This is a genomic window from Lelliottia sp. RWM.1 (assembly GCF_016859735.1).
Lineage (GTDB): Bacteria > Pseudomonadota > Gammaproteobacteria > Enterobacterales > Enterobacteriaceae > Enterobacter.
In genome coordinates this window covers 1-25,622 of record NZ_WLVC01000039.1, presented here as the reverse complement: position 1 = coordinate 25,622, position 25,622 = coordinate 1, and the positions used below count along the sequence as shown (strand labels likewise).

Genomic DNA, 25,622 nt, shown 5'->3' with positions numbered 1-25,622 from the left:
ACAACTGACAACTTGATGCGCCACGGAGAGAAACCATGGCGCAACCACTGTATTTTGAAAAGACCTTCCAGAACGCTCTGATTCCGCTTGATCCCGGAACCAGCGAATTTTTGCAACTATTGCCAACTGGCCAGGTGCTTACTGGCGAGTTCCGCAAACCGCGCAATTACGCCTTCCACAAAAAATTCTTCAAGCTATTGTCACTTGGCTATCACTACTGGACACCAACCGGCGGACTTGTTGAGGAATCAGAGCGGTCGCTAATCTCCGGGTATATTGATTTCCTGTCATCAAACCCGACACAACGTGACGCTCTCTACAATTCTGCTGAGATGTACCTCAACAGCATCGGTCTGGCCCGTTCCCGCGAAACCGTACTATTGAAGCACTTCGAATCCTTCCGCGAGTGGGCAACCATTCAGGCTGGTTTCTACGACGAATACACCATGCCCGATGGATCCCGTCGAAAAATCGCTAAATCAATCTCCTTTGCCAGCATGGATGATGCCGAATTTAACGGCGTCTATCAGTCGGTGCTCAACGTTCTCTGGAACTACATACTGCGTCGAAAATTTCGGTCAGCGAATGACGCCGAGAATGCCGCTGCGCAGCTCATGAGCTTTGCGGGGTGATGGCGATGAAACTAAGTTGGTTCCACCATCACGAATGCACAACCGAACAGGCCGACGAACTTATTGCCTGTTACCGACGCCGCGGCGCCACGGTAGAACGCAGCCTGAACCGCGACAATATCACCTGGACTGTCAGCGCAAAATTGCCTGAATGCGAGCATCCGGCGCGCACACCAAGAACCTTTCGCCAAAAGGTCTGGGGGTGATTATGGCTAAATTACCTCGCCGCAAGTGTGCCAACAAAGAATGCCGGCAGTGGTTCCACCCGGTTCGCGACACGCAGACTGTCTGCGGTTATGAGTGCGCCAGCGCCGTCGGGAAAGAGCAGACCAGAAAAGCCCGTGAAGACGCTAAGCGCAAAGAGTCCGCCAAACAGCGCGCTACTGAGAAGAAAGAGCGAGCCGCCTGGCGCCAGCGTAAAGCTGCAGTTAAGCCGCTGAAGCACTGGGAGGATTTAACCCAGCGCGTCGTCAATGACTATATTCGCGAGCGTGACCATGATTTGCCATGCATCAGTTGTGGGACGTTCGACACCGTCCAGTGGGAAGCCGGGCATTACCGCTCACGTGGGAAAGCGTCACATCTCCGCTATCACGAAGACAATATCAGTAAACAGTGCCACCACTGTAACGTTCAGCTGTCGGGCAATCAGCAGCAGTACCGCCTTGGCCTTATAGAGAAAATTGGGGCTGAACGCGTTGAGGCGCTCGAAAACAATAACACCCCGCACCGATACACCATCGAAGAACTCGAAGCCATCAGAAAGCATTACAGCGCGCTGAGGCGACAACTCGTCAAAGCAAGGGAGGCTGCATGACATTTGAATCCTGTTTTGCCGATCACCTCCGCGTTCGTTGGCAACGATTGCGCTTATATCACTTTCCCGGCTCTGTGCTGACGGACTACCGAATACTGAAGAATTACGTGAAAACTTATGCTGGAGAAGCGCTATGAACCTTGAAAACACAGTGAAATACCACTTCGCTAAATCCACACTGATTAGCGATTCTCCGCGCTCTACCGCCTCCGATTCACTGACCGGTACCGACATAATGGCTGCCATGGGCATGACGCAGGAACGCGCCGCAATGGGTTACAGCGCCTTCCTCGGCAAGATGGGCATAAGTAATAATGACCGGGATCGGGCGATCGGACTGCTGGCTGAGTACGCGATGACCAAATGTGACAAGGTTGCCGCACTGCGTAAGTTGGATTTCGGGGTTAAGCCTCAGGTGATGCACCAGTTGGCCACCTTCGCATTTGAGGATTATTCCCGCAGCGCAGCCAGTGTAAAACGGTGCGATTGCTGCAACGGTGAGGGCTTTATTGATGCTGAGGTATTCAGTATGAAAACCAATACGCCGGCACATGCAAAAGAAATCATTAAGGCATCAAAAGCGTTTGGTTTGAAGGTGATACCTTCGCAGCACCAAAACAGGCGTGAGGTAAAAGAGATAACGCGCGTTCTCTGTCCTCAGTGCAAAGGGAAAAAAGCCATCAGTTGCGCATGTAGTGATTGCCGTGGCCGTGGGAAAGCGGTGAATCAGAAGGAAACGAAGCAGCAAGGCGTTCCAGTATTCAGCACCTGCAAGCGCTGTGGCGGTCGCGGATATGAGCGCATCCCGTCAACTGAGACCCACGCAGCTATTTGCCAGATTACGGATGTAATCAGCCTGGATACGTGGAAGAAGTCCGTTAAACCGTTCTATGATCAGCTGATTACGAAATTCGATATTGAAGAGGCATGGGCAGAGAACCAACTGAAACAAATAACACGATAACGGTTATGGAAGTTAATTCCAGCTATTTACTTTTCCCGAATCTGTGTTAATTTTATCCCAACGATGGGTTAATGCCTTCGTTTCAAGCCCCGCGGATAACACCGTGGGGCTTTTGCGTTTCTGGAGCGTGAGTGTTCAGCTCATTGTCCAAAAGTGTTCAATTTTTGCGTTTGATGTGTTTTTTCATTCATGCAATATTTGACGAATAACTATAAGTAAAACTTTGACCGTGCCTATTAGCCGCTGCTTCCCGTGATGTCAGCGGTTTTTTTTCATTAAAACAGGGCTGCCGCTTGGCGGCATTTTTCATTTCAGGTTCACGGGAATCATCCGCTACGTGCTTTGTTGATAAATCCAGCCCGTGAAGCCTGACCTTTTCATCACACACACAGCGCCATCCGAAGAATCGGAGGTGAGGCTATGACCAGAATGAGCACCATTTACAGCAGACTTTCATATGGAACAGGAACCACGCTGACCGGCTGCGGTGTATCAGCGAAGGCATATGCCGAAACAGCTAAAACAGCAAAAGAGGTGTCCTGGATGTTGGCCGACAGAATTGCAGGGTTAAGCCTGAGCGACTGGGCAATTATTGTCGGTATCGCATGCACCGTTATCACCTGTGCAGTGAACTGGTATTTCCGCTGGAAAGAACGGGAGGATCGGCGCAATGGCTATGCCACCAAAGCTGAAGAATAAACTGAGTGCAGCGGTCGTTGGTTTAATTCTTGCGGGGGCTTCAGCGCCCGTGATTCTCGATCAGTTTCTGGATGAGAAAGAGGGTAACAGCCTGACGGCGTATCGTGACGGCGGCGGGCTCTGGACGATTTGCCGTGGCGCCACGATGGTTGATGGCAAACCAGTAGTTCAGGGTATGAAGCTGTCTGCTGAGAAATGCGCTCAGGTAAACGCCATTGAGCGTGATAAGGCACTGGCGTGGGTTGAGCGAAATATAAAAGTTCCGCTGACCGAGCCGCAGAAAGCTGGTATCGCTTCTTTCTGCCCTTACAACATTGGCCCCGGGAAATGTTTCCCGTCTACGTTCTATAAGCGCATCAATGCTGGCGACCGTAAAGGAGCCTGTGAAGCGATCCGCTGGTGGATTAAAGACGGTGGCCGCGACTGTCGTCTGACCAAAGGCCAGAAAAATGGCTGCTATGGCCAGGTAGAACGACGAGACCAGGAAAGCGCGCTGACGTGCTGGGGGATAGACCAGTGAGCCTGCGCTATCAGTTCATTGCCATTTCGGTGCTGGTGGCCGTCGCATTTATCGCCGGCAGTGTATGGAGCAGTCGCGGGTGGGAAAAAAAGTGGGCGGAACGTGACAGCGTGGAATCATCGCAAACAGCGAACGCACAGACCGCTGCCCGCATGATTGAACAAGGGCGCATTATTGCCCGTGATGAGGCTGTAAAAGATGCACAAGCGCAAGCCGCTAAATCTGCTGCCACTGCTGCTGGTCTGTCTGCCACTGTTAGCCAGCTGCGCACCGAAGCAACAAAACTCGCTACCCGCCTGGACGCCGCAAAGCATACCGCAGATCTTGCCGCTGCCGTCAGAAGCAAAACAACCGACGCCGACGCCAGAATGTTCGCCAACATGCTCGGAGATATTGCAGCAGAAGCTCAGCGATATGCTGGAATCGCTGACGAACGCTACCGCGCCGGGATGACGTGTGAGCGGATTTACGACTCGGTGAGAGAGTCAAACAATAACCCTATAGCCTCGCAATAGAAGGGGTTTTAACAGAGGTGACCACTGGGCTTTTGACTTTGTTGTCTTTAGGTTAAAGTATTAGTTCTCATAAAATGGAGAATTTAATGTTCAAGCAATTCAGGCGCAATATTGCTTCTGCAAAGGTAAGAAAGTATATAGCTCACTGGATGGAAGTTATGTCGCTTACATTCAGAAATTCTATGGCAGGAAATTATATTGACCAGAAGGATTTAGACAGAATTAGCCTTGTTATTATTAGCACTGCAATCACTGAGGCAAAAGTTTGTAGTGGCATAATCATGACATGTGTTGCTGATGTGGCGGCTAGAGCAGGCATGACCGAAGAGGATTTAAGCTATCTTCCGTATCAGGTGCTTGCCATAACGAAAGGGGTGGAAGGTCGTTCCCCGTTAGAGTCTAAGAAAGGTATGCTTGGGCTCATTTCACCTGGTTATGAGTTTTCTGATCAGGATGCGGGTTGGTTCGATACTAATATTGAAATCATAACTAAGCAGCTTAAAAATGATTTGCGAAGCGTAGTTAATACGTTGCAGGATTGATTATTTTCGCGTGATGATTTCATCACCACCTCCTGTTAGTTGCTATTAGTTTAGATTTTACAACAGGCATTCACCGAGTTCCTGTGATAATGTCGAAACTCATTAATCAGGTGCGCGAGTGTCGGGTAATACCGGTCCGGACGAAGCGTGACGCTGCTATAAGTTGGAGGATGGTGCAGACGACCAATATCTTCTGGCTCAATGGTCCGAATCCATTCCTGATTACCACACCCAAGCCACTGGCATCCGCTGGTGGCTTTTTTATTGGAGTAAGCAATGACAAAACCGGACTGGGGCGAGCTTCAGCAACGGTTCCTGTCCGAACATGCCGCAACCGGCGTATCACCAAAGGATTGGTGTGAAGCGCAGGGACTGAATTACACATCTGCGCGGCGCTACATCAAAAAGCCAACTGCGCAAAAAACTGCGCAAAAGAAAGTGCGCAATGCGCAGACTGAACAAGCCCCTACCACTGCGCAGTATGAGCAATCCCCAACTGATGCGCAGACCGATATACCGGAAAGTGCGCAACCCTTCAACCTGCGCAATTACGGCCTTAACGATATGCAGATCAGGTTTGTCGAAGAGTATCTTCTCGATCTGAACAGGACCGCTGCATACAAGCGAGCTGGCTATAAAGGTGAAGGAAATACGGCTTACGTTAACGCCTCGCGCCTGCTAAGAAATGCTAAGGTCAGCCAGGCAATTCGCGACGCGCTGGATGAACGTTCGCGAAGAGTGAAAGTTACACAAGACGAAGTGTTGAAATGGTGGTGGGACATTGCGACGGCAGACGCTACGCAACTGACTGAACATCACCGCGGCTGTTGCCGTTACTGCTGGGGGCTAGGTTTTAACTACCAGTGGCGCGATGCAGTTGAGTTTGAGGAAGCGGAAGAAAAGGTTAAGGGGAAGGAAGGTGCCATACTGCCTAAGGATACAGGCGGCTACGGCTACGACGGCACACTGGATCCGAACCCGGATTGCCCCCGCTGCAATGGCGTTGGTCTGAGCCGTCCTGTTTTCCACGACACGCGAGATTTGAAGGGGGCAGAGCGCCGCCTTTTTGCCGGGATTAAAGAGGGAAAATTTGGTCTTGAAATGATCACCCGCAATCAGGATGAGGCTATGAAGATGGTCGCGCAGCACCTCGGCATGCTGAAAACCAAAACTGAGTTAAGTGGCCCGAATGGTGAGCCCATACAGCATAATCACACAGTAAGCGCGGAGGATCTGACTGATGAGCAGCTCGCCGCAATTATCGCTGGTAAGTAAGCAGGAAGCAGCGGCAGAGTTACTCAAGCGGCGCAACGCCCGGGCCAGCCTCCACGACTTCATTCAGTACATTAATCCCGAATACATCACCAGCAAGTTCTCTCAGACGGTCTGCGATGCTCTGGATCAGTTCCTGCTGGATATGATGAACGGGCTGCGCCCGATACTTATTCTCGGCGCGCCGCCGCAGCATGGTAAATCGGATATTGTCTCTCGTTATTTGCCAGCGTATTTCTTCGGCAAGTACCCTGAAATGCGCGTAGGTGCGCTGTCGTACTCTGCTGACCTTGCCGGGGACATGAACGCCGACGTTCAGCGCATTATGTCTACGCCTGAATACCGCAACATATTTCCTGACGCCTGGCTGGGCAATAAACCCGACGATGGTGTTGCCGTCAAGCGTAACACTGACGAATTCGGTATAGCCAACCATAAGGGAACGTATGTTTGTGCTGGCGTAGGCGGTCCGTTAACAGGTAAGAAAATCGATCTCGGTATCATCGATGACCCGATAAAAAACTCCAAAGAGGCGCTGTCCCCGACTACCAAAAAATCGATCTGGAACTGGTACGTATCCACGTTCAAAACGCGTCTGTCCAAAAACAGTGGCGAAATCATCATGGCGACCCGCTGGGCGACAGATGACCTGTCCGGTCGAGTGGTGGAGAAAACCCCGAAAGCTAAAGTGCTGGCGTTCCCCGCCATCAACGAACGGGGCGAAGCGCTGGTGCCAGACCTGCACCCGATCGACAAGCTGTTAGAGACAAAAGCTATCCTGGGGGATTACTTCTGGTCCGCGATGTATCAGCAGTCACCGAAGCAGGCTGGCGGCTCAATCTTCAAAGACGAGTGGATCAAGTATTACCTCCCGAAAGACTTGCCGACCAACTTCGACATAGTCATCCACAGCTGGGATATGACGTTTAAAGACAGCGAAGGCACTGACTACGTTGTCGGTCAGGTGTGGGGTAAAAAGGGCGCCAATGCTTATCTGCTTCACCAGGTACGCGCGCGCATGAGCTTTACCGCAACGCTGAAAGCCGTTAAACGCATGGCTGACGAATACCCCAAAGGCTTACGTAAGCTGGTGGAGGATAAAGCCAACGGCCCGGCGGTTATTGATTCACTGAAAAGCACCGTAGCAGGACTCGTTCCCGTTGAACCGGACGGCAGCAAAGTCGCCCGGGCGCATGCGATCACCGCTGTATGGGAAGCAGGTAACGTTTTCCTTCCCCATAAAGACATCGCACCGTGGATCACCGAGACGGTCGAGGAAATTACCACGTTCCCTGTCGGTGCGAACGATGACGTTGTCGATGCAATGACGCAGGGGTTACGCGATTTGTATCAGAGAAAAACACTCAGCCCACTGGACATCATGTAATGACGAGAAAAAATATCGTTGGTCGTCTGAATGATGGCCTGGTTAGCTTAATGACCTCGCTCGGCGAGAAGATTGGCGCAGTACGGTATAGCAGCCGTAAGCCTGACGTACCTGATAAAGAGCTGCTCGCGATGTATAAAAAATCGTGGGTGGTGAAAAAGTACATCAACAAAACCGCCGACGACATGCTGAAGTTGCCCCGTAAATTTTCTGGCGATGTCGATAGCTCCATAACCAAGCGCATCGCTGATGCCGAAAAAGAACTGAAATTGAACGCAGTTTTTCACAGCGCGCTGGGGTGGGCCTCCCTGCTGGGAGATTCGCTAATCGTGGCTATCACTGATTGTGCTGATGACCAGATCGCCCTGCCGCTCAATTTGCAAAGCGAAGATATCGTTAAATTCCTGGTGTTCCGTAAAGGGGAGTACACGCCGGACAGTAATGTCATCACCGACATACGTTCGGACTGTTTTGGTGAGCCGCTGACGTATCAACTTGATGTCGGGACAAAGCAACTCAGGTTTCACCACTCCCGCTGCTGCCGGACAAAACTGGGTAATCACAGTATTAAGGATCGCGCGAAGTTTGGCACGTCAGACCTTCAGGCGCCCTACGAGCACATCAAAACGTTCGACACTGCAATCCTGAGCACCGGCGACACCATTCAGGAAGCGAATGTCGATGTTCTGTTTATCCCCGGCATGAATAACCAGATCGCAGCGGGTCAGGAAGGACAGGTGCGCGAGTACGCCAGGGTGATGAAGGACACCAAATCTTCAACCGGGATGTTATTGATTGATGCTGGTGATACTCAGGCGCAGGGGCGCTATGAGCAAAAAAACGCGCAATTTACCGGACTGTCGGATGTGATCAGCAAAATGGCGATTGTACTGGCCGGGGCGCTGGACAGACCGATAACGGTTCTGTTTGGTGAGTCGGCCAGCGGGTTCAGCAGCGGCGAGGAAGATAACAAATCCTATTACGAGACGATTAACGGCCTGCAGGAGTCCAGGCTTCGCCCTATGCAGGATTTCGCCGACCAGTTCACACTGGACAAACTCGCCATAACGGAAAGCCTTACCTACGAATACCCGACAATCGACAGCATTAATGAGGCTGACGAAGCTAACCGGTTTAGCCAGTATGCGACGGGCTTCAATACGCTGGTAACGTCGTCAATTCTGACGGAAGAGGTTGCCATCAGGGAGATGGTAAACCGCGGCGTGCTGAAGACTGTTACTGAATCTGAAATCAAGGCGATAGTCAGCGCCGGGGCGAATGCTGGCTTCTGAGGGGATTATGGAATTAAAACTGCTTCTTGAGCGTAAGCAGGGACGTTTGAAACCGCGCCGTCGGCGAATGCGTCCACCGACCGCCAGTAAGCGAGCAGAGGTATGGTATCGGGACAGGTTGACGGATTTTATCGACAGCATGGTCCAGGCGTTTATTGACGAGTTGGGTAAGCCTGTGCTTGCCGATACCCCTGATAGCACGCCTCTCTCGATTACGACGCGTCTTGCCGCTGTCATGCAGCGTCTGGCGAGCATTTCAATTCAGGAGGTTGCCGCCCGACTCTCTGCCGGATTCGTTACGAGGGCAAACCAGCAGAACAAAGAGCAGACGCAGCGCACTTTCTCTCAGGCTTTTGGGATTGACCTGACCGGGATGCTCGGCGATGGCGCGATAAAGCCAGAAATGGAAAAGGCAGTCAGTGACAACGTTGACCTGATTACCTCCATCCATACCGACTTTATCCACGATATCGGCGCGGCGGTTTTCGAGAACATGAAAGACGGCGGCCGACATGAAAACCTGATCGACATAATCAAGGAGCGCGGGAACGTCACCCGCAATCGTGCAAGGTTCATCGCTCGCGACCAGACCTCAAAACTGAACGCAGACCTGACTGAAGCGCGCAATGTGGCTCTTGGCCTTGACCTGTATGAGTGGGGCGGCACTGGCGATGAACGGGAACGAGACAGCCATTCCGCGTTAAACGGCATGCTCTGTAAATACTCCGATCCGACGGTCTACTCAGACGACGGCGGCAAAACGTGGAAGAAACGCTCAACCATCGGGGCATTCATCGGTAAACCCGGCGAGGATTACCAATGCCGATGCTTGGCCCTCCCTTACGTCTCATGGGATTAATCAATGAAGTGGAAACGAACAGCGCAGGGGTATGTGATTACCACTGCGACGATCACCCGCGCCGGACCGATTGAGTATTACGGTCATGAGCTGGGACTAACTGGCAGCGATGCCAACAAAAAAATCACCGTTGTTCGCACCCTCGACGAACTATCAAAACCCGAAACCCTCGCTTCATTCAATGGCCTCCCGTTCACCATAACGCACCCCGACGACGGGGAGGTCACCGCAGCAGACCACAAAGACAAAGCATCCGGACACATCGCCAACACTCGCATCGAGGGCGATGAAGTGGTCTGCGACGTTTTTCTGACGGATGCCGCGGGAATCGAGACGCTGGAAGAAACGGGGATACGTGAAGTGTCCGTTGGATATGAGCCTGCTGAACTCGAGGAAAGAGGCGGGAAGTTTTACCACATCAACATTCGCGGCAATCACGTCGCGGGAGTGGCAGAGGGGCGCTACGGGCCTCAGTGCAAGTTAAACGACAAAAAAGGTAAGCCAATGTTTGCAAAATTAGCTGACGCCCTGGCGTTTCTGAAGGGCAAAAAACTGAAGGATGCGGAAGGCGTAGCGCTGACTGCCGATGAGCTGGTCGGCATGATTGCCGCGCTGGAAAAGGCGCTGGAAGAACTACAGGGGCAAGGGACTGAAGAGGCCACTGCTAAAGCACAGGAAGTGCTGGCGCAGCTCGCAGACTTGAAAAAGCAACTGGAAGGCGCGACGAGTACACCAGCGCCGAATGATGAAGATTCCGGTGCCGGTGGTGGTGACGACAAGGACGCGAAAATCACCGCGCTGGAAACCGAAAACGCCGATCTGAAAGCGAAAGTTAAAACGCTGGAAGAAGAACTGGAGCAGCTGAAATCCGGCAATGAAACCAGCACCACACTGGCAGACGCGAAAGCCCGTTTCCCTAAAGTCAGCTTCAATGATGCCAAATCAGCGCGTGACGTGCGCGCCGCTGTACTGGTGAGCACTAAAGCATTTAATGATGCTGAGGTCAAAGCAATGACTGACAGTGAAGTCCGTGCGGCTTATGCAGCTATCCAGGCTACCTCAAAGCCACGCAGTGAAATCGGCGCTCATCTGTTTAACGACTCAGCGAACAAAAGCACTAAAACCGCAACTCAACGCCTTGGGGGTAAATAACTATGTCTTTTACTGACTGGGATGGTGCCGACGGCACTATTAAACCGGGTTCAATCAAACGCGCCTCCAGCTCTAACGACAAAGTCTGGGGGGAAGAGAACCTGACCGAAACGAAGTTGCCCTACGGCACGTTTGTAGCTGTCAACCCGGACGGCGGCGTGATGCCTCTCGCAGCTGGCAAACGCATTCATGGGATTGTGGTGCGTGATATCTACGGTGATGGTGCACCGCACAACAAGCAGGTCAACGTCGGGCATTTTTCCCACGGCGATTGTGTTGGCGCGCTGACAGTCGATGACGCTGATTTTACTCGTGGCGCGGCGGCATACATCGTGGCGACGGGCGCCGATGCCGGAAAGGTGACGACAGAAGCAGCCGGCAATATTGATTTAGGCTACTGGGTGGAAGATGTAAGCGCGGGTAATAACTGCGTGGCTATCACCCTGGGCTACGTACAACAGGCAGTTCAGCAGACGGAAGGAGCATAACCAATGCCTATGGAATCAGCAGATTTCGAAGAAGTGCTGCAGGAAGCGCTAACTGAGCGTGATATGCAGTTGCAGGAAAAAGAACTGCCAGAGATCAACATCGGTGAAGCCCTCCCGGTTAAAGAAGGCCTCGATTTCTCTCGGGACTATGTGGATTTCGGTGTATCCGAAGTGGTCGGTTCGGTTAAAGACGGCATCATTGGTAACAAGACAAACAGCCTGAAAACCATTGATAGTGATATCGAATGGCTGAAAGCACCTGTCGGCCAGTGGGCTAAAGCCGCTACCTGGACTCAACAGGAACTGGAGAAAATCGCACGTCTGAACATCAACCTGCAGACCAAAAAGCAGGATGATCTGTATGCCAACGCCCTTGCAACCATCCAGTATGCGGGTTACGTCGGCCATCGCGGCGTTAAAGGTCAGGAAGGGTTGCTGACAGGGACGATGGTTCAGCTTATCACCGACACGTCAGGCAAAACCATTGCCGAAATGACCTCTGATGGGTTCGTGAAACTGGTGCTGGATGCTTACAACGCGGCATGGCGCAAATCCAGTTACCGTATTCAGCCAACGCATATCGCCATGGACGCCAGCGACTTTATGCTCGCCATGCAGAAATTCGACCCGAATCCGATTGTTGTGGGTACTGACCTGCTTCCGATTGCGGCGATGGATCGCATTATGGCGGCGCTGCGTAAGGCTTCTGGTAATGAGTCCTTCAACATTACTTTCGTGAAAGTCCCGAGCAATTACGCGGTAGGTATCAAATCGGGTAAAACCCGCCTGGCAATCTACACCTACGAAGCCGATTACGTCGAAATGGAAGTTCATATGCCGGAGCTGCTGGCGGCACGACAGCGTGATCTGCTGACCTATGAGTGTGGCTATCGTTCTGCCTTCGGTGGCGCGATGTGGAAACAGCCGCAGTCCGCGGTGTATGTGGATTACAAATCCTCTCCGGCAGAGTAATCACAGGGGGTAGCATGGAATTCACCGTTCGTTACCCCGAGTTCGCCAGTGTTGCCCCTGCACGCATAGAGGGGGCGCTACAGGATGCAGCTAACCAGATGAGCCGCAAGGTGTGGAACAAACTCTACGAGCAAGGGCTTCATGCTTTAGCGGCGCATCTGCTGTATGCGGCTGGCGCGCTCACTCCCTCCGGCAGCCGCAATGGCAAGCCTGTCCAGAGCATGACAAGCCGCTCAGTCGCCGGGGTCTCTTTGGGATTTTCCGCTCCCGATGCCGGGTTTGGGACCAGCCATGATGGATACGGCTCAAGCTCATTCGGTCAGGAGTACCTGAGGCTTCGTAAGCTGGTAGGTGTGCATGTACTGGCAATACGGTAGTTATCAGGGAATGGTTTTTTATGACTCCGGAAGAAACGCTAAAGCTTACCACCGAATACCTGAAGAACCTGCAGGCGATGAAAACGCATTACGTTGCAGTAGGTTTGCCAGCGGGCAAGGTGGGAAATAAAACCAATGATGATGGGACATCGATAATTGAGATCGGGGCGGTTCACGAGTTCGGTGCTGAAATCGATCACCCTGGCGGGACGGGGTATATGGCAACCGGTGGAAAAGCTACGTTTACCCGCAAGACCTTCATGGGACCGGTTAGCGGCTTTACGGCAGCCCACAAGATAACTATTCCCGAACGCTCCTTTCTTCGCGCTCCTTTCACCCTCAAAAAGTCGGAAATTAATCGGGCAATCGAAAAGGCCTGTGAAGCCGTAGGCTCCGGGCGTATGGATGCTGACACCGCTTTAAATTTGATAGGCGCGACGGCGCGAAATATCAGCGTGAAGGCCTTTGAGACTGCCGGGTATGGCACGTGGCCGGATATCACTGCTGCAACTAAAAAGGCTAAAGGATCGTCTGCGCCGTTAATTGATACAGGCGCCCTGCGTGGTGCCATAACGTGGGAGGTTCGTAAGTGAGCGACTTATCAGACCTTGATATGAGCGAAGCGTTAATCGGCTGGGAACAGCCTGTAAAACTCAAAACCCGCACTGAAACCACCATCGATTTTGAACCGGTCGTGACTGTTAACAGCCAGGACATTCTGGCGGTGGTGCAAAGTGCGAACAAAGAGAATCTGACGCTGGATAGCCTGGACTGGTCGAAAGAATATCTGCTGATTCATGCACGGCTGAAAATTGAAACCGGTCAGTTTATTGAGAAGGGAGGCAAGGACTACAAAGTCGTGTCCCCGGCCGATTTTATGGATTACGGATTCTGCGCTGTCATCGCCGAGGAAACCCGGCTCCCGCTACTGGTGCCAACGCCATGACACAACCCCATCTGAAAGCTGTCGCGCGTTTCGTGCGTGACCTTCTGGACTACGACGAGCAACTGATCAAGTTCGACCGTCGGAACGTGCAGGCGTCCGACTTTTCCACCAGTTATATCGTGGTAAACGGCTCACTACCGCAATCAGTGCTGGCCAGAGGCCTGCGCTTTAACGGTGACGCGGAGGTGATGACTTATACCGCCTCAGTGAGCCACGCGATTGTGCTGGAGTTCTACGGGGACGGGGCATACAGCAACGCTGAAAACTTCCTGATGTTGAGTGAGAGCCAGGCAGCGAACGAGCTGAGGCGTCAGCACGCAATAACCATTATGGCGGTATCAAACATCATCGATGTGGGCCAGTTGCTTGGTCAGTCTCACGGTAACCGCGTCAACCTCAGTTTTAACGTTCAGTATGCCCCGGCGCACGATGTTCAAACGCTGCGTATCGATACGCCGCAGTTTCAATTTTTAGAGGATAAGTAAATGTCAGCATCAATTAATAACGTTATTAATGTGACGCTTCTGGAAGAAGGAAAGGCTGCTGCGCGCGATAACATCAACGTTTGCGCGATCGTGACCAGTCAAACCGGAGTGTTGAGCACCGTCGAGCGCTGGCGCTCCTACAAAAGCGCCTCAGCAGTAGAGCAAGACTGGGGCGCATCATCGGTAACTGCCGCCTTTGCTAATGCCTTCTTTGGCACCAGTCCGAACCCTATCTCTGCTGGCGGGACGCTGGTAATTGGTTTCTGGAACGCCGCCGGGGAAACCCTGCCAGAAACGGCTGGCTTGCTGCGCGGCGCTGAGATTTCCCAGGCTGTAGCGCTGCCAGCTTTACGCCAGAAAGCCGACTGGTCATTCGGTATCACTATCGACGGCACTGACCACGAAGTCACCGGGATTGACGGTACCACGGCGGCCACGCTGTCGGATGTGGTCGCTAAAATCCAGGCTGCTATTACGCCGGCGGTTGCGTCGGTCGTGTTTGATGGTTCTCAAATCGTATTCACCAGCAAAACAACCGGGGCATCTTCGGTTGTGGGCTTCCCGGTGGCGCTGGAAAGCGGCTCGTTTATTGGGGATGTTCTGGCAATTGCTGATGGCTCTGGCGCCACGCAGGTTAACGGTAAAGCTGAGTCTCAAGTCGATCCGGAAAAGCAACTGGATTGCCTGAGCCAGCTCAAGGCGCAGGTCAACGTTAAGGGTGTTGCCTTCATCGATAAGATCCTCAGCGCGCAGGTGCCATTGATTGCAGCCTGGGCAAAAGCTAATTCGGTTCTTGTCTTCGAGACGTTCACCGGTGCGGCGGCGCTTGAAATTGATCCAGGAAACCCCGCCTGGGCGGTGACTCTCGCCAGTCAGGGAAATTTCCGCATGTTGTACAGCAAGGCTGGCAACCGTAAGTTCGGCGTCAGCTATATGGCCCGTACTCACACCGTGAATTTCAGCGGTGAGCGCACAGCCATAACCCTGCACTTGAAGACCTTAAATGTCGCGGCTGAGTCATATTCTCAGACTGAGATCGATAAGGCGAAAGCGGTCGGTCTGGATATTTACACCACGATTAAAGACGCGCCATGCGTACTGACCAGCGACGCGAATGACTTCGTGGACAACGTTTACAACCTGATGGCTTACGTTGACGCGGTGCAAACTGACTCCTTCAACCTCCTGAAAACCACGCCAACTAAGGTTCCGCAAACCTATTACGGCGTGGACCAGTTAGAAGATTGTGCAGAAAAAACCACTCGCGGCTTTGTTAAGGCTGGCGTCTTCAACCCGGGCACCTGGACACTTCCGGACTTCTTCGGTGATCGGGATATGTTCCTGCGCAACATCGAGCAAAACGGGTATTACGTTCTGGCCGGTGACCTTGCGGATCAATCAACGGCTGATCGCCAGGCGCGCAAGTCTCCGGTTCTGCAAATCGCCGTGAAGAACGCAGGTGCAGTGCATAGCGAAGACATTATTATCAATTTCAATAAATAAGGGGCGGTAAATGTCTCAGATTCTTATTAGTGCAGATACCGCGACCACCGTGTTAAACGGGCGAATCATCACGGATATCGCGGCGGGTGACTACATCACGTTAACCCCCTCAAATCCATTAACCAGCAGGGCTAACAGCGCGAAAAATGGCGTGACCATTGCAAAGCGTGTTGATGCTGGTGTGCATGTCATGGTGCTGCGCGTCCAAAAATACTCAAACGATGATGTGTGGCTGAGCCAGAAGATCAATGCCGATATCCCGTTTGTCTTTGACGGTTCGGTTAAAGAGTCGTTTGTACGCGATGGGGCTGCACTGAAAGAAACCTACGACCTGCAGGTCGGCTCTATCACCACGCAGCCGACACAAACCAAAAACAACCAGGACGTTAATGCGCTCATGGAGTACACCATCGAGTTCCGCAATGTCGTCCGTAACGTGTAAGGCATCCCATGGTTAACGACAAAGAACTGAAAGAAAAACAGCAGAAAGCCCTTGATATGATCAAGGCCGTGTACCAGGACGGCTTTGCGGAGATTAACGGTAACCGCTACGACTTTGCCGCGATGACGCACAAAAAGCGGCGCAAGGTTTTTGCATTCTTCACGGGCATTGCCAGTGAGCTTTCGCGGCAGTCGCTCGAGTTCCTCGATACTGAGCGCTTCGAAGAAATTGAGCGGCTGATGTTCGATTACGTTCTGTATGACGGCGTGCAGCTGTCAAAGCAGGCCGATCATTTCGAATCCTACCCTGGTGATTACGTCATGCTAATCACAACAGCGCTTCAGGTTATCAGCCTGCCTTTTATGGGCGGGAGCAATATGAACTCACGTTCAGAAGCTCCAGACGTTCAGAAATTTACGTTAAATCCTCGAACATAAGCGACGACATGAGCATGTATCTGGCGCTGTCAAAGGCCGGATACGGCCCCTATCACGAACTTGTTAAATTAGACACACCAGAGCTGTTTGACATGCTTGAGTTCGAGAATATCAGCGCAGACATTCAACACCACGAGATGGAGAAGGCCCGGAATGGCGATAGTTAACGAGCTTATTACCAAATTCGGTTTTATCGGTGATCTGGCGCCACAGGAAACCTTCAATGCGAATCTGAAAGCGTCTATTGGTCTGCTTGCCGGTCTTGGGGCTGCTATCGCCGGTTCGGCTGCAGGAGTTGCTGGCTGGGTGACGTCTGTCAGTCAGTCTATTGATCCGCTGGTCCAGTTCTCCCGGGAAACGGGCGTGGCAATCGAGACCATTCAGACACTGGGCTATGCGGCATCCGTAAATGGCTCAAGTGTCGATGCGTTGCAGGCTTCGCTCGGTGAGATGACAAAAAGAGTGGGAGAGTTCGTTTCTACCGGAGAGGGGGAAGCTAAAGACGTTGCGGAAAGACTGGGACTTCAGTTCAAGGATATGAACGGGCAGGTAAAAAACTCCGATGTGATATTTCGTGAACTGGCCGACAAGCTGCACGGCATGAGCCAGGCAGAGAAGTTTTCCGTTCTGGATAAGATGGGTATCGACCGTTCCATGGTTCAGTTGTTATCCATGACTGGCGAAGAAATATCTTTGTTGCAGAACAAGGCTGAGGCGCTTGGTGTCGTCACGCAAGACCAGGCAGATCAGTTCGCTGCCTATAACGATTCTCTTACCACGCTAGGGAAAGGCTTTGATGGTATCAAGTTTCAGGTTGCCGTCGGATTTGTACCGGTGCTGAAAGACCTGGTGGATGGGTTTACAGACTTTCTCATTGCTAACAAGGATCTCATCAAGAACGGTCTGGCCCATCTTGGGGAAATTATCTTCTCCGTTATGGGTATGATCCGCCGCTTCCTGCCGATTGTCGCTGCTATCACTATCGCTTTCTCTGCCTGGTGGCTTGTCACTGGCGGGCTTGCAACAGTAATGGGCGTGCTGATGTCTCCAGTAGTCCTTATCACTGCAGCAATCCTGGGCGTTATCCTTGTCATAGATGACCTGTTAACGGCTATGGAAGGCGGCCAAAGCGTTATTGCTGATTTCTTTAAAGACACATGGGGGATAGATATCGTCCCCGGTTTGCTGGCGATCAAAGACGCGGTCATGGTGGTGGTCGATTACATCATCGATGTATTCAAGCAGGGTGTTGAGAATATCAAACTGCTCTTTAGCGCGCTGAGTAAGCTGGTCACAGGCGATTTTCAGGGGGCGTGGGATGATGTTGTGAAATCTTTCACTGAAAGTGTCGCTCTGCTCAGAAAGCCGTTTGATGAATTTATGCAGTGGGTAATGGGGCTGTTCGCAAACCTCGGTGAGACGATTAAAAACACGATCAACAACGCTGCTTCAAATGCCTGGAATGCGACAAAGTCATTCTTCGGATTCGGCGAGGATGAACAGCAGCAGGGTGTAACTGGCGGCGGTAACGGCGGCATGAGTCCTGGTGGTATTCCTTACGGCATGAATGCGGCGGTGGGGATCGCTGGTGGTGGCGTGACAAGCAATTCAAGCGTCAGCCAGCAGAACACTATTCACATCAACACATCCGATCCGGTTGTCGCCGGGAATACTGCGGTAGATAGCCTGCAACAAAACATGAAGGATGCCAACCGGTTGAGTGGCAGAGGAGGTCGGTAATGGGGATTCTAGACGGCCTCATGCAGGCGCAATCTTCTGGCAAAGATACTGTTAAAAAGGTAGGGATCGGCGGGTTCTCAATGTTTGCGCGAGTTAGCGACGCTACTGAATACCCATCTCAAGTTCCGGTAGACGTGCTGGAGGACGGTAGTAACGCGTCTGACGATATTATCAATGGCCCGCTGACGATAAAAATCAGCGGTGTTGTTGCCGATATTTTTGTCGATGCGAAACCAAACTCTTCTTTTAGCCTGATGCCAGATTATTCGAAGTATGGTGAGGTGCTGGAGTACATCCCCGCAAAGACGCAGCAGCAGTTGCAAAAAATGAATGAGATTGCCGACCGCGCAGAGCAGGCCATCTTAAAGGCAAAACGCCTGGCTGATAAAGGAGCCGACCTGTTTGGGCTGGTGGGCAACCCGTCTACTGGTGGCGCTAAAGGTATACGTGAGCAATTTCTCGACTTCATTGAGGGGGTGTGCTACGGCAAGCAGCTTATTTCTGTGGAGGTGGATTATCGCACTCATGAAAATATGGCATTAAGCGGCCTTATCATCAGTACCGACAATCAAACGATGGAAACTAAGTTTGAAGCCAGTTTTACAAAAATCACCTTCACGCAACTGACTACCGCACCGATAGAGCAGCACTTCAAATCCCCCTCGGTAGCTGCTAAATCAAAAACGGCGGGCGTTGCAAATAAGGGGGCGCAGACCCCGGCAGATAACTCTAGGAAAACCGGCCAATCGAAATCTGCTTGGAAGGCGACAGTCGATGCGGTGAAATCACTATATGGGAGGTAGCCTTTGGATCTGATAGCAAACATAACTGATGAACCCATCCAGCGTCATATCCTGATTTTTGACCGTGGTGAGGCTGTGGTCACTATTCGTTATCTGCCCACGGTTGAAATGTGGAAAATGCGCGTGGAATACAACGATGACTACATCGACGGCGTGAAGCTGTCGTTGGCTACACTGCATTTTCGTCACAAAAACTGGCCTTTCGATATTATGACCAAGGCGACGGACGGCAGCGGCATTGACCCATATCGGGCTGACGACTTCGCCAGTGGTCGCATCGAAATGTATCTGGTCACGCCGGAAGAGATGATTGATATTCGCGGGGGAGACGTGCCGTGATGGATACTTTTTACCGTGATTATCGGCTGACGGTGGGGATCGGCAATCAAGCAGTGATTATCGAGCCACCGATCACCGTGTCATTCAAGTCGCTGGAAACGGTGGACAAGAAGTCACTCGGCAAGCTGAGTGTGTCCATCAACGGGCTAAAGCCTTCCACGCGTCTGCAATTGCTCAAGTCCGAAGATGAAGAGAAGTATATCCCCGTTCGACTCGAGGTTGGTTACGACGGCAAGCTGCGCCAGGTATTTCAGGGTTCGGTTAAAAGCGGAGCAGTAAAGCGTGAGGGGGCGATCCACATCGTCAGCCTGGAATGTGAAGACGGTGGCCACGACTATATCAACGCCTTCACATCGCGCACGGTACGCGGGAAAGATCAGGTCGTCGATTCTGTCTTGCAGGATATGCCAAACACGAAAAAAGGCTCTGTGACGAAGCAACAAGCACTCATCAGGCCGAAGGTTCTGGTAGGTAGCTCCAGTAAAATTCTTACCGATACCCTTGCGCCCGACGAGTCATTTTTCATCAAAGATGAGCGCGTCCACATCCTCAAGGCTAATGAGGTTACATCGGGTAACATTCCAGTCGTGAATGCGCGTAGCGGTCTTCTAAATACGCCTCAGGCAACGAAGATTAGCGCACAGGATGACGGGGGGAAGAAAGCCAAGATGCCAACCAATGAGCCTGATACGGATCCGGCAGGCAAAAAAGATACTGACTCGAGTACCTTAGCCAAATCCTCGAAAGGGCAGATCGTATTCGAAACGAAACTGAATCCTATGCTGGTGATCGGTGGGCTTTGCGCTGTTGAAAGCGTGACGAACCCCGCGTTAAACGGGGTTTATAAGATATACCAGATTGAAACCAGCGGGCAGAACAACGGGGCAGCCTGGTATCAGAAGGTGGTATGCCAGCCTGCCGGAAATTACTCAGTTGTTAACTGAAGATTTTACTTCTTGCGTTGCGCTGGAATTGGTTTTTTCTGGTGGGTGGCGATCTGAAAGCCAGCCAAGAGCAAAAATAATGACTGTGAGAATAAAAATTTTCTCGCCTATTGAAAACTTCACCTTACCACCTGCATTTTTAAATGCCGTTTTCTCCTCGGTTGATAGTTTTCTAAATTGCTTATGGGTTAATACCATGACCAATGGGCGAGGTGGTTGAATATCTTCCTGACCATCCTCTAACAACGTTGACTCCGAAAAGAAACCAAGCCGCTCAGGTGCTTGTTCCTCTACGTTCTCAGCGTGTTTCCCGGTGGAGTTCTTTTGACCCGCGAGCAAGTTTCCACTCGTGTAAGACAAACCGGTACCGGGAATGCCTGCGGTTGCCTTTACCCCTTTTTTACCAACGTTCAGGGTAGCACCAGCCTTACCAATTGATGCGCTAGTTATGCCTGTTTTACCTATGTTTATATGAATGCCTGGTGCAATTTTGATGCGCTGTCTGAATTTGAATCCCATGAGTGTCTCTCCTTAGTGTTAAACGCTGGCGCAGGTTCGCTCTACGGCGATTAGTATGAGTATTTATCTAGCCATCCATTGAACCCACTCTGGCGGTTTTTTATGGGCTTAATTTATGATCGAAGAACTTCACGACACTATCGGCTTGGGTGTTGAATTTGCTCTGGCCGATGTTCACACCATTGTTGTCGCAAAAATAACGTCTGTAAATGACAAAACAATCAGTTGCATTCCCGTTATCAATCGGGTTGTGAAAGGGAGCAGCAAGCAACTCCCAGAGTTCATTGAAGTCCCCCCGGTAATTTTGCAAGGCGGTGATAGTTATATCGCCGAACCAATTGCGGCTGGTGACTATTGCCTCGTCCTTATCTCTGAGCGTTGTTATGACGCCTGGTATGCGGGTAGCGACTTTGTTTCACCACTTGAAATGCGTATGCACGATTATTCAGATGGCTTCGCTCTGTGTGGGGTTAACCCACAGGCTACCGCGATCAATATCCCTAAGAAGAACAGGATGATGAAGGGGGATTCTGACCACGAGGGTGATTTAAACCTCACAGGAAAAATTACCCAGAAAGAGGGTAAGACGACTCTGGAAGAATGCGATGTTCTAAATGTACTCCAATATTCACAGGTAAAGACAGGCGGTAAGTCTGGGGTGTCTGGTTCATTTCGAAGCGATGACGGGAAAACAATCACAGTTACCAACGGTATTGTCACGGAGATCTCATGATTGTTTCAGCACTTGATAAAAATGACGACTGGGGATTTGGGCGCGGGAAGGCAAACTATATAACCGGCGGCGCTGCTATCGCGCAGAAAGCCAAATGCCGGATCCGCTCGTTCAAAAACGATAATCCTCTCAACATGGATGACAACATCGACTGGCTTTACCTGTTATCAGAGAAAAACACCGAGCAGGAGATTTTGCGGGAGATAGAGCGTGTGACGCTGGCGACGGATGGGGTTATGCGCATTACCGCCCTGGCGATGGAGGTCAATAAGGCCACCCGGTCACAAAAAATCGAACTCAGCATTGAGACCGTCTATGACCAGCAGACGATCACCTTCCCGGTCAACGGAGCGTTGAAGAATGGTACTACAGTTTAGCGACAACGGCCTTGAGACAAGCACTCTCCGGGAGTTATTTCAGGAACTGAGCGACGGATATAAGGGAATTTATGGTCAGGATATCGATTTAGACCAGGAATCTCCCGACGGTCAACGCGTGGCAATCGAAGCTCAGGCTCGGGCAGATATTGAAGCCGCGCTGCAATGGCTTTATTCCCAAATGGACCCCGATTTTAATACTGGTGATATGCAGCAGATTATCGCCAAACTCCACGGGCTTTTCCTTCGTCCTGGATCCCGTTCTCAGCGCGACCTTAAAGTCACAACAGACAGGCCGGTGCTTCTCTATAGCGGGTACAAGATACGGGACCAGGCAAATCAGGTCTGGGCTATCCGACAGGACGTGACTGTTCCGGCGGGCGTCACAACAGCTACCTTTTTTGCTCAAAACTTTGGGAAAGTTACTGGGCTTGTGAACGATACCTTCACTCAACTCACACCAGAACCAGGAATTGTGAGCATTATCTCTGATTCCGCGGTTGTGGTCGGTCGGGATGAGGAAACGCCTGAAGAATTCAGGCAACGCCGGAACCGGTCACTTGAGAACCCTGCAACAGGTAGCACTGGTGCGGTTTTCGCTAAAGTTGCCCAACTGCCAGGCGTAATTGATCTAAATATCGGTGAGAACGATACGAAAATCGATGATCAAACAACGGGTATTCCTGCGAATTCTATATGGCTTGTCGTGGAAGGTGGTGCGATCTCAGAAATAGTGGAGGTCATGGTCAAACAAAAAGGCGGTGGTACGGGAACGAAAGGCAGCATAACCGGGCGCTACACCGAAACCCTGATTCGGCCTGACGGTACTTCATTTCTTATAGCACATGAACTTCAGCTTGATCGGCCTATCTACAAGCCGCTTCATATCAGACTAACTGCCCGCCGGAAAATACAAAACGAACCTATAGATATCGATACTCTCAAAAAATCGCTTGTATCACGCACGATGCATATCGGTGAGTCTGTGGATGCCAACGAATTTTATGAGAATGGCTATGGTGTCGGACGGGTGAATTTCGTGCTGACTAATTTGCAAATTAGCAGCAATGGAGTCGATTACACCGATGCTGAGTTATCACCGGGCTTTCAGGGGAAGTTCACATTGAGTGTGGAAAATATAGACGTTAATGAGGTGTTCCAGTGAATGACGACATCATTAACCGCTATACGCTAATGCTGATTAAGCAGTACTGGGAAAAGAAAAGGGCAAGGTCAGAGATACAGGCCATGCTCCGGCACTGGCAAATCATCGCCGATTTTATTCGTAACCCAGATAACTTTGATCTCGACCGGGTTACCGGATACAGGCTTGATGTGATTGGCCGGATAGTTGGGCTTCCCCGTAGCGTGCCTGCTGTAATTGCCCGTGTATTTTTCGGGTTTGACGGACATCTGGATACCGCAGGCTTCGATAGTAAATCTAATGCGGCGTATGTCGGCGCACCTTTCTACAGCAAGTTTTCGCCGGCATATGGCGACTATCAACTGGCTGACAATGAGTATCGCAGGTTCCTCCGAGTCAAAATTGCGCGAAACGCCGCAGGTTCAACGATAGCGTCAGACGATCGGGTCAGCCTGCAGGATGTTATACAGACGGCATTCAACGGCGAAGCTTACGTGACCGACAGAAAAGACATGACGCTTGCGCTGAACGTTTCGCCGCGGGTATCAGTTGAAGAGTTACGCCTGATTGTGAAGCTTGGCCTGCTGCCGAAACCTGCGGGCGTTCGATGCGATTATTTTTATCAGGTGACTCCTGGTCTGACATTCGGTTTCTCGCGAAACCCTTCGGCCAGAGGATTCGCCAGCAAGTTTAATACCGCCTACCAGGGCGGTTTTTTTTCGAGGAAAATCCATGTCTAAGATTGCACGATATCAGGGAAATGTTCGGGCTTTTGCCTCTGATGCACAGGGAATGGAAAGAACCGTGTTTGGTGGAACAAATCAGGCGGATGACCTGACCTCGCAGATCACGGCATCTTTCCTTCGCGGATGGGGCATGGTTGGCGCTTCTGAACACCCCTCGCTTGAGGACTTCAATGCGGCAATGTATGCAATGAGTCATTTCATTGCGTATCAGCACCAAATGGGGGTTCCAGAGTGGCATGCAGAACAGGAATATCATATCGGTTCGATCTGCACACATAACGGTGAATCTTATCAGTCCTTACAAAATGCAAATATTGGTAGCCAGCCGCCATCAGCAAAATGGACTCCTGTATTAACGTCAAAAAACGGTCTCGCAAACCTTGGTTTAGTAACACCCATGTCAGGTGCAAACTGGCGCAAAACTGCCGATGGATATATAGAGCAGTGGGGAACCTCCGCCGGTGCTGTGTCAGGCAGGGTAACTGTAACGTTTCCGATCCCGTTTCCGACAGCCTGCGAAAGTATTCAGTTAACTGAGGTTTCTGGCGGGGCACCAGGTGACGGGACGATTGGATGGGGGGTGAATCCAGCTTTTACGAAAACTGGATTTATCGCGGTATCTACTGGCAACCTAGTCACAGAACCGGTTATGTGGCGAGCACTGGGGAAATAATATGAGCAAATATATTTTTGATGCTGACCGCCTTCTGTTTTTTCCGAAAGCACTAAAAAATTATTATGGTGATGATTTCCCGGTAACTGGTACAGAAATTACTGAGGATGAATTTGCATCATTTCGCATACCGCCGGACGGGAAAATGCTTGGCGCATTTAACGGTCGTCCGGCATGGATGGATCTACCGCTGGATGATGTTGACGTTCCCGCTATTCAGGCTTGAATGGCCAGTTAATATCGGGTGCTGTCGCGGTATCCACCCGCATCAAAAGCACCCGGTATTTTTTCCACTCTGCAAGCTCGCTGGCTTCCTTATCCGTTGCGATATCAGCATCAACCGCATCCTGTCGCCAGGTAATTTCAGAATCGGCGGCAATTTTTAACGACAACTTTTGTCGCTCCGCAATTCCGATTTGCTGTTCCATTGCAAGTGGAGGTTCATTAATCCAATCGGGTAATCCATCAGCCGAAATCCCCCTGATTTTTCCGTCAGGAGGGGCCACGGAATATTCATAAAAAACTTCGTCCTCAACAGGTATCAGATCATTAAAATCCCAGCCAGAGGCGCGATAATCGTCAATCATTTCGGCAGGGAAAAAAGCATTATTAGTTGGTGACCATAAATAATTTTGCATTCTCAGTACCCTATTGCCATATAACGTACGCCAACCTGACCGTTGACACTGGATTGCACCCCGCTGACGTAGCAAGCTGTCGTTACCCCAATTTTGGTAGGATTACCAATCATAGTTAACGCGAAGTTTTGCGCTGATGCGCCTACAAATGGAGTTGCGTAAATCTGTAAACACGCATTTGGGAAAGCTATGGGAAACGTCCACGGAGCAAAACCGCCTGAATTTGAGAGAACTTGTCCCCACTGAATAATCAGGCCACTCGGTAATTTTTGCCAGCCAGCGCCTGACAGCGAGGCACCAAACAGAGCCATGTCGGGTATCTCATCTGTACCCGTACCGACATCGCGCCCTGCTGCTTCTTTTAAACCAACCTTTGATGGAATGGGCGCGTGCAGTCATATTGGTTGCATTAGCTCTGCCACCTGATTTTTCACATTACAGATAGCATGCGTAACGGCGTGCCGTAGAAATTTCTGTCCTGGAGTTTTGATCCCGAAGATTTCCCGACGGCGCCACGAAACCAATGGCAACTGATTGATCTTGAATGATTGCAATAGTAAGTATCAGGAGGTGTTTTTTAGTGGGTTTTTGGTGTTAACTTACTGAAGTATATGGATTATTGAGGTTTGAATTGTAAACAGGAATCGTATTCGGTCTCTTTTTAT

The 25,622-nt window shown here is 51.2% G+C and carries 37 protein-coding genes; 34 read left to right on the top strand and 3 right to left on the bottom strand.

Going from position 1 to position 25,622, the window contains the following annotated elements; genetic code table 11:
• Positions 1-35 precede the first annotated feature (35 nt).
• The 28 genes from GF617_RS21110 (at position 36) to GF617_RS20975 (ending at position 20,127) form a co-directional block, all read left to right on the top strand.
• Positions 36-632, top strand: coding sequence for a DUF1367 family protein (locus tag GF617_RS21110; RefSeq protein WP_203452388.1), 597 nt, complete (start codon positions 36-38; stop codon positions 630-632).
• Positions 632-838, top strand: a complete 207-nt coding sequence (locus GF617_RS21105) for a hypothetical protein (protein WP_096321128.1) — start codon at positions 632-634, stop codon at positions 836-838. The genes GF617_RS21110 and GF617_RS21105 overlap by 1 nt, the downstream gene beginning before the upstream one ends.
• 2 nt (positions 839-840) lie before the next feature.
• Positions 841-1,449 (top strand): recombination protein NinG, encoded by a 609-nt coding sequence (locus GF617_RS21100; protein ID WP_103798105.1) that lies wholly within the window; start codon positions 841-843, stop codon positions 1,447-1,449.
• Positions 1,446-1,586, top strand: coding sequence for a YlcG family protein (locus GF617_RS21095; RefSeq protein ID WP_176350150.1), 141 nt, complete (start codon positions 1,446-1,448; stop codon positions 1,584-1,586). Before GF617_RS21100 ends, GF617_RS21095 begins: the two co-directional genes overlap by 4 nt.
• A complete protein-coding gene (locus GF617_RS21090; RefSeq protein WP_203452387.1) occupies positions 1,583-2,413 on the top strand; it encodes an antitermination protein in 831 nt (276 codons plus the stop codon). The genes GF617_RS21095 and GF617_RS21090 overlap by 4 nt, the downstream gene beginning before the upstream one ends.
• A 420-nt stretch (positions 2,414-2,833) precedes the next feature.
• Complete coding sequence (locus tag GF617_RS21085) at positions 2,834-3,112, top strand: phage holin (RefSeq protein ID WP_001568784.1); 279 nt, start codon at positions 2,834-2,836, stop codon at positions 3,110-3,112.
• The gene (locus GF617_RS21080; protein WP_203452386.1) at positions 3,084-3,632 is read left to right on the top strand and encodes a lysozyme; all 549 of its coding nucleotides are present in this window, start codon (positions 3,084-3,086) and stop codon (positions 3,630-3,632) included. Before GF617_RS21085 ends, GF617_RS21080 begins: the two co-directional genes overlap by 29 nt.
• Positions 3,629-4,147, top strand: coding sequence for a DUF2514 domain-containing protein (locus GF617_RS21075; protein ID WP_174588387.1), 519 nt, complete (start codon positions 3,629-3,631; stop codon positions 4,145-4,147). Before GF617_RS21080 ends, GF617_RS21075 begins: the two co-directional genes overlap by 4 nt.
• An 86-nt stretch (positions 4,148-4,233) precedes the next feature.
• Positions 4,234-4,689, top strand: coding sequence for a hypothetical protein (locus GF617_RS21070; protein ID WP_062778234.1), 456 nt, complete (start codon positions 4,234-4,236; stop codon positions 4,687-4,689).
• A gap of 276 nt (positions 4,690-4,965) precedes the next feature.
• The gene (locus GF617_RS21065) at positions 4,966-5,964 is read left to right on the top strand and encodes a terminase small subunit (RefSeq protein ID WP_203452385.1); all 999 of its coding nucleotides are present in this window, start codon (positions 4,966-4,968) and stop codon (positions 5,962-5,964) included.
• Positions 5,930-7,348, top strand: a complete 1,419-nt coding sequence (terL, locus tag GF617_RS21060; RefSeq protein ID WP_203452384.1) for a phage terminase large subunit — start codon at positions 5,930-5,932, stop codon at positions 7,346-7,348. The genes GF617_RS21065 and terL overlap by 35 nt, the downstream gene beginning before the upstream one ends.
• A complete protein-coding gene (locus GF617_RS21055; protein ID WP_200011094.1) occupies positions 7,348-8,640 on the top strand; it encodes a DUF1073 domain-containing protein in 1,293 nt (430 codons plus the stop codon). Before terL ends, GF617_RS21055 begins: the two co-directional genes overlap by 1 nt.
• Positions 8,641-8,647: 7 nt before the next feature.
• On the top strand, positions 8,648-9,499 hold the full coding sequence (locus GF617_RS21050) for a phage minor head protein (protein ID WP_203452383.1): 852 nt from the start codon (positions 8,648-8,650) through the stop codon (positions 9,497-9,499).
• 3 nt (positions 9,500-9,502) lie between these two features.
• Complete coding sequence (locus tag GF617_RS21045; protein ID WP_174588382.1) at positions 9,503-10,651, top strand: DUF2213 domain-containing protein; 1,149 nt, start codon at positions 9,503-9,505, stop codon at positions 10,649-10,651.
• Positions 10,648-11,139, top strand: coding sequence for a hypothetical protein (locus tag GF617_RS21040; protein WP_032931181.1), 492 nt, complete (start codon positions 10,648-10,650; stop codon positions 11,137-11,139). The genes GF617_RS21045 and GF617_RS21040 overlap by 4 nt, the downstream gene beginning before the upstream one ends.
• Before the next feature lie 3 nt (positions 11,140-11,142).
• Entirely contained in the window at positions 11,143-12,111 is a 969-nt protein-coding gene (locus GF617_RS21035; RefSeq protein ID WP_001131969.1) for a major capsid family protein, read from the top strand.
• Between the two features lie 14 nt (positions 12,112-12,125).
• On the top strand, positions 12,126-12,488 hold the full coding sequence (locus GF617_RS21030) for a DUF4054 domain-containing protein (protein ID WP_016156260.1): 363 nt from the start codon (positions 12,126-12,128) through the stop codon (positions 12,486-12,488).
• A 20-nt stretch (positions 12,489-12,508) separates the two neighbouring features.
• Entirely contained in the window at positions 12,509-13,081 is a 573-nt protein-coding gene (locus GF617_RS21025) for a hypothetical protein (protein ID WP_203452382.1), read from the top strand.
• A complete protein-coding gene (locus tag GF617_RS21020) occupies positions 13,078-13,434 on the top strand; it encodes a hypothetical protein (RefSeq protein ID WP_069721555.1) in 357 nt (118 codons plus the stop codon). Before GF617_RS21025 ends, GF617_RS21020 begins: the two co-directional genes overlap by 4 nt.
• A complete protein-coding gene (locus GF617_RS21015; protein ID WP_203452381.1) occupies positions 13,431-13,919 on the top strand; it encodes an LIC_12616 family protein in 489 nt (162 codons plus the stop codon). The genes GF617_RS21020 and GF617_RS21015 overlap by 4 nt, the downstream gene beginning before the upstream one ends.
• Entirely contained in the window at positions 13,920-15,422 is a 1,503-nt protein-coding gene (locus tag GF617_RS21010; RefSeq protein ID WP_203452380.1) for a DUF3383 family protein, read from the top strand.
• 10 nt (positions 15,423-15,432) lie between these two features.
• Positions 15,433-15,864, top strand: coding sequence for a hypothetical protein (locus GF617_RS21005; RefSeq protein ID WP_203452379.1), 432 nt, complete (start codon positions 15,433-15,435; stop codon positions 15,862-15,864).
• An 8-nt stretch (positions 15,865-15,872) separates the two neighbouring features.
• Entirely contained in the window at positions 15,873-16,301 is a 429-nt protein-coding gene (locus GF617_RS21000) for a hypothetical protein (RefSeq protein WP_203452378.1), read from the top strand.
• Between the two features lie 8 nt (positions 16,302-16,309).
• On the top strand, positions 16,310-16,468 hold the full coding sequence (locus tag GF617_RS20995; protein ID WP_172625554.1) for a hypothetical protein: 159 nt from the start codon (positions 16,310-16,312) through the stop codon (positions 16,466-16,468).
• Positions 16,455-18,041, top strand: a complete 1,587-nt coding sequence (locus tag GF617_RS20990; RefSeq protein ID WP_203452377.1) for a hypothetical protein — start codon at positions 16,455-16,457, stop codon at positions 18,039-18,041. Before GF617_RS20995 ends, GF617_RS20990 begins: the two co-directional genes overlap by 14 nt.
• Complete coding sequence (locus GF617_RS20985; RefSeq protein WP_203452376.1) at positions 18,041-18,844, top strand: phage baseplate protein; 804 nt, start codon at positions 18,041-18,043, stop codon at positions 18,842-18,844. Before GF617_RS20990 ends, GF617_RS20985 begins: the two co-directional genes overlap by 1 nt.
• Positions 18,845-18,847: 3 nt before the next feature.
• Positions 18,848-19,183, top strand: a complete 336-nt coding sequence (locus tag GF617_RS20980; RefSeq protein WP_161623191.1) for a hypothetical protein — start codon at positions 18,848-18,850, stop codon at positions 19,181-19,183.
• Entirely contained in the window at positions 19,183-20,127 is a 945-nt protein-coding gene (locus GF617_RS20975; RefSeq protein ID WP_016156270.1) for a hypothetical protein, read from the top strand. The genes GF617_RS20980 and GF617_RS20975 overlap by 1 nt, the downstream gene beginning before the upstream one ends.
• Here GF617_RS20975 and GF617_RS20970 read toward each other — a convergent pair.
• Positions 20,113-20,646: a DUF4236 domain-containing protein gene (locus tag GF617_RS20970; RefSeq protein ID WP_016156271.1), complete on the bottom strand. Its 534-nt coding sequence runs from the start codon at positions 20,644-20,646 to the stop codon at positions 20,113-20,115. The two genes, GF617_RS20975 and GF617_RS20970, sit on opposite strands and share 15 nt — an antisense overlap.
• A 115-nt stretch (positions 20,647-20,761) precedes the next feature.
• Between GF617_RS20970 and GF617_RS20965 the strand changes: the two genes are divergently transcribed.
• Genes GF617_RS20965 through GF617_RS20940 form a run of 6 tightly spaced genes read left to right on the top strand, consistent with a single transcriptional unit; the run spans position 20,762 to position 24,545 of the window.
• Positions 20,762-21,379, top strand: coding sequence for a Gp138 family membrane-puncturing spike protein (locus GF617_RS20965; RefSeq protein WP_161623190.1), 618 nt, complete (start codon positions 20,762-20,764; stop codon positions 21,377-21,379).
• Positions 21,376-21,756: a hypothetical protein gene (locus GF617_RS20960; protein ID WP_000637185.1), complete on the top strand. Its 381-nt coding sequence runs from the start codon at positions 21,376-21,378 to the stop codon at positions 21,754-21,756. Before GF617_RS20965 ends, GF617_RS20960 begins: the two co-directional genes overlap by 4 nt.
• A complete protein-coding gene (locus tag GF617_RS20955; RefSeq protein WP_203452375.1) occupies positions 21,740-22,921 on the top strand; it encodes a baseplate J/gp47 family protein in 1,182 nt (393 codons plus the stop codon). Before GF617_RS20960 ends, GF617_RS20955 begins: the two co-directional genes overlap by 17 nt.
• The gene (locus GF617_RS20950) at positions 22,918-23,640 is read left to right on the top strand and encodes a DUF2612 domain-containing protein (RefSeq protein ID WP_203452374.1); all 723 of its coding nucleotides are present in this window, start codon (positions 22,918-22,920) and stop codon (positions 23,638-23,640) included. Before GF617_RS20955 ends, GF617_RS20950 begins: the two co-directional genes overlap by 4 nt.
• Positions 23,633-24,319: a carbohydrate-binding protein gene (locus tag GF617_RS27200; protein WP_239006564.1), complete on the top strand. Its 687-nt coding sequence runs from the start codon at positions 23,633-23,635 to the stop codon at positions 24,317-24,319. Before GF617_RS20950 ends, GF617_RS27200 begins: the two co-directional genes overlap by 8 nt.
• A gap of 1 nt (position 24,320) precedes the next feature.
• A complete protein-coding gene (locus GF617_RS20940) occupies positions 24,321-24,545 on the top strand; it encodes a hypothetical protein (protein ID WP_203452373.1) in 225 nt (74 codons plus the stop codon).
• Here the strand turns inward: GF617_RS20940 and GF617_RS20935 are convergent.
• Together GF617_RS20935 and GF617_RS20930 are read right to left on the bottom strand one after the other, a co-directional pair.
• Positions 24,532-24,957, bottom strand: a complete 426-nt coding sequence (locus tag GF617_RS20935; RefSeq protein WP_203452372.1) for a tail fiber assembly protein — start codon at positions 24,955-24,957, stop codon at positions 24,532-24,534. The genes GF617_RS20940 and GF617_RS20935 overlap by 14 nt on opposite strands.
• 2 nt (positions 24,958-24,959) lie before the next feature.
• A complete protein-coding gene (locus GF617_RS20930) occupies positions 24,960-25,268 on the bottom strand; it encodes a hypothetical protein (protein ID WP_203452371.1) in 309 nt (102 codons plus the stop codon).
• Positions 25,269-25,622: the final 354 nt, after the last annotated feature.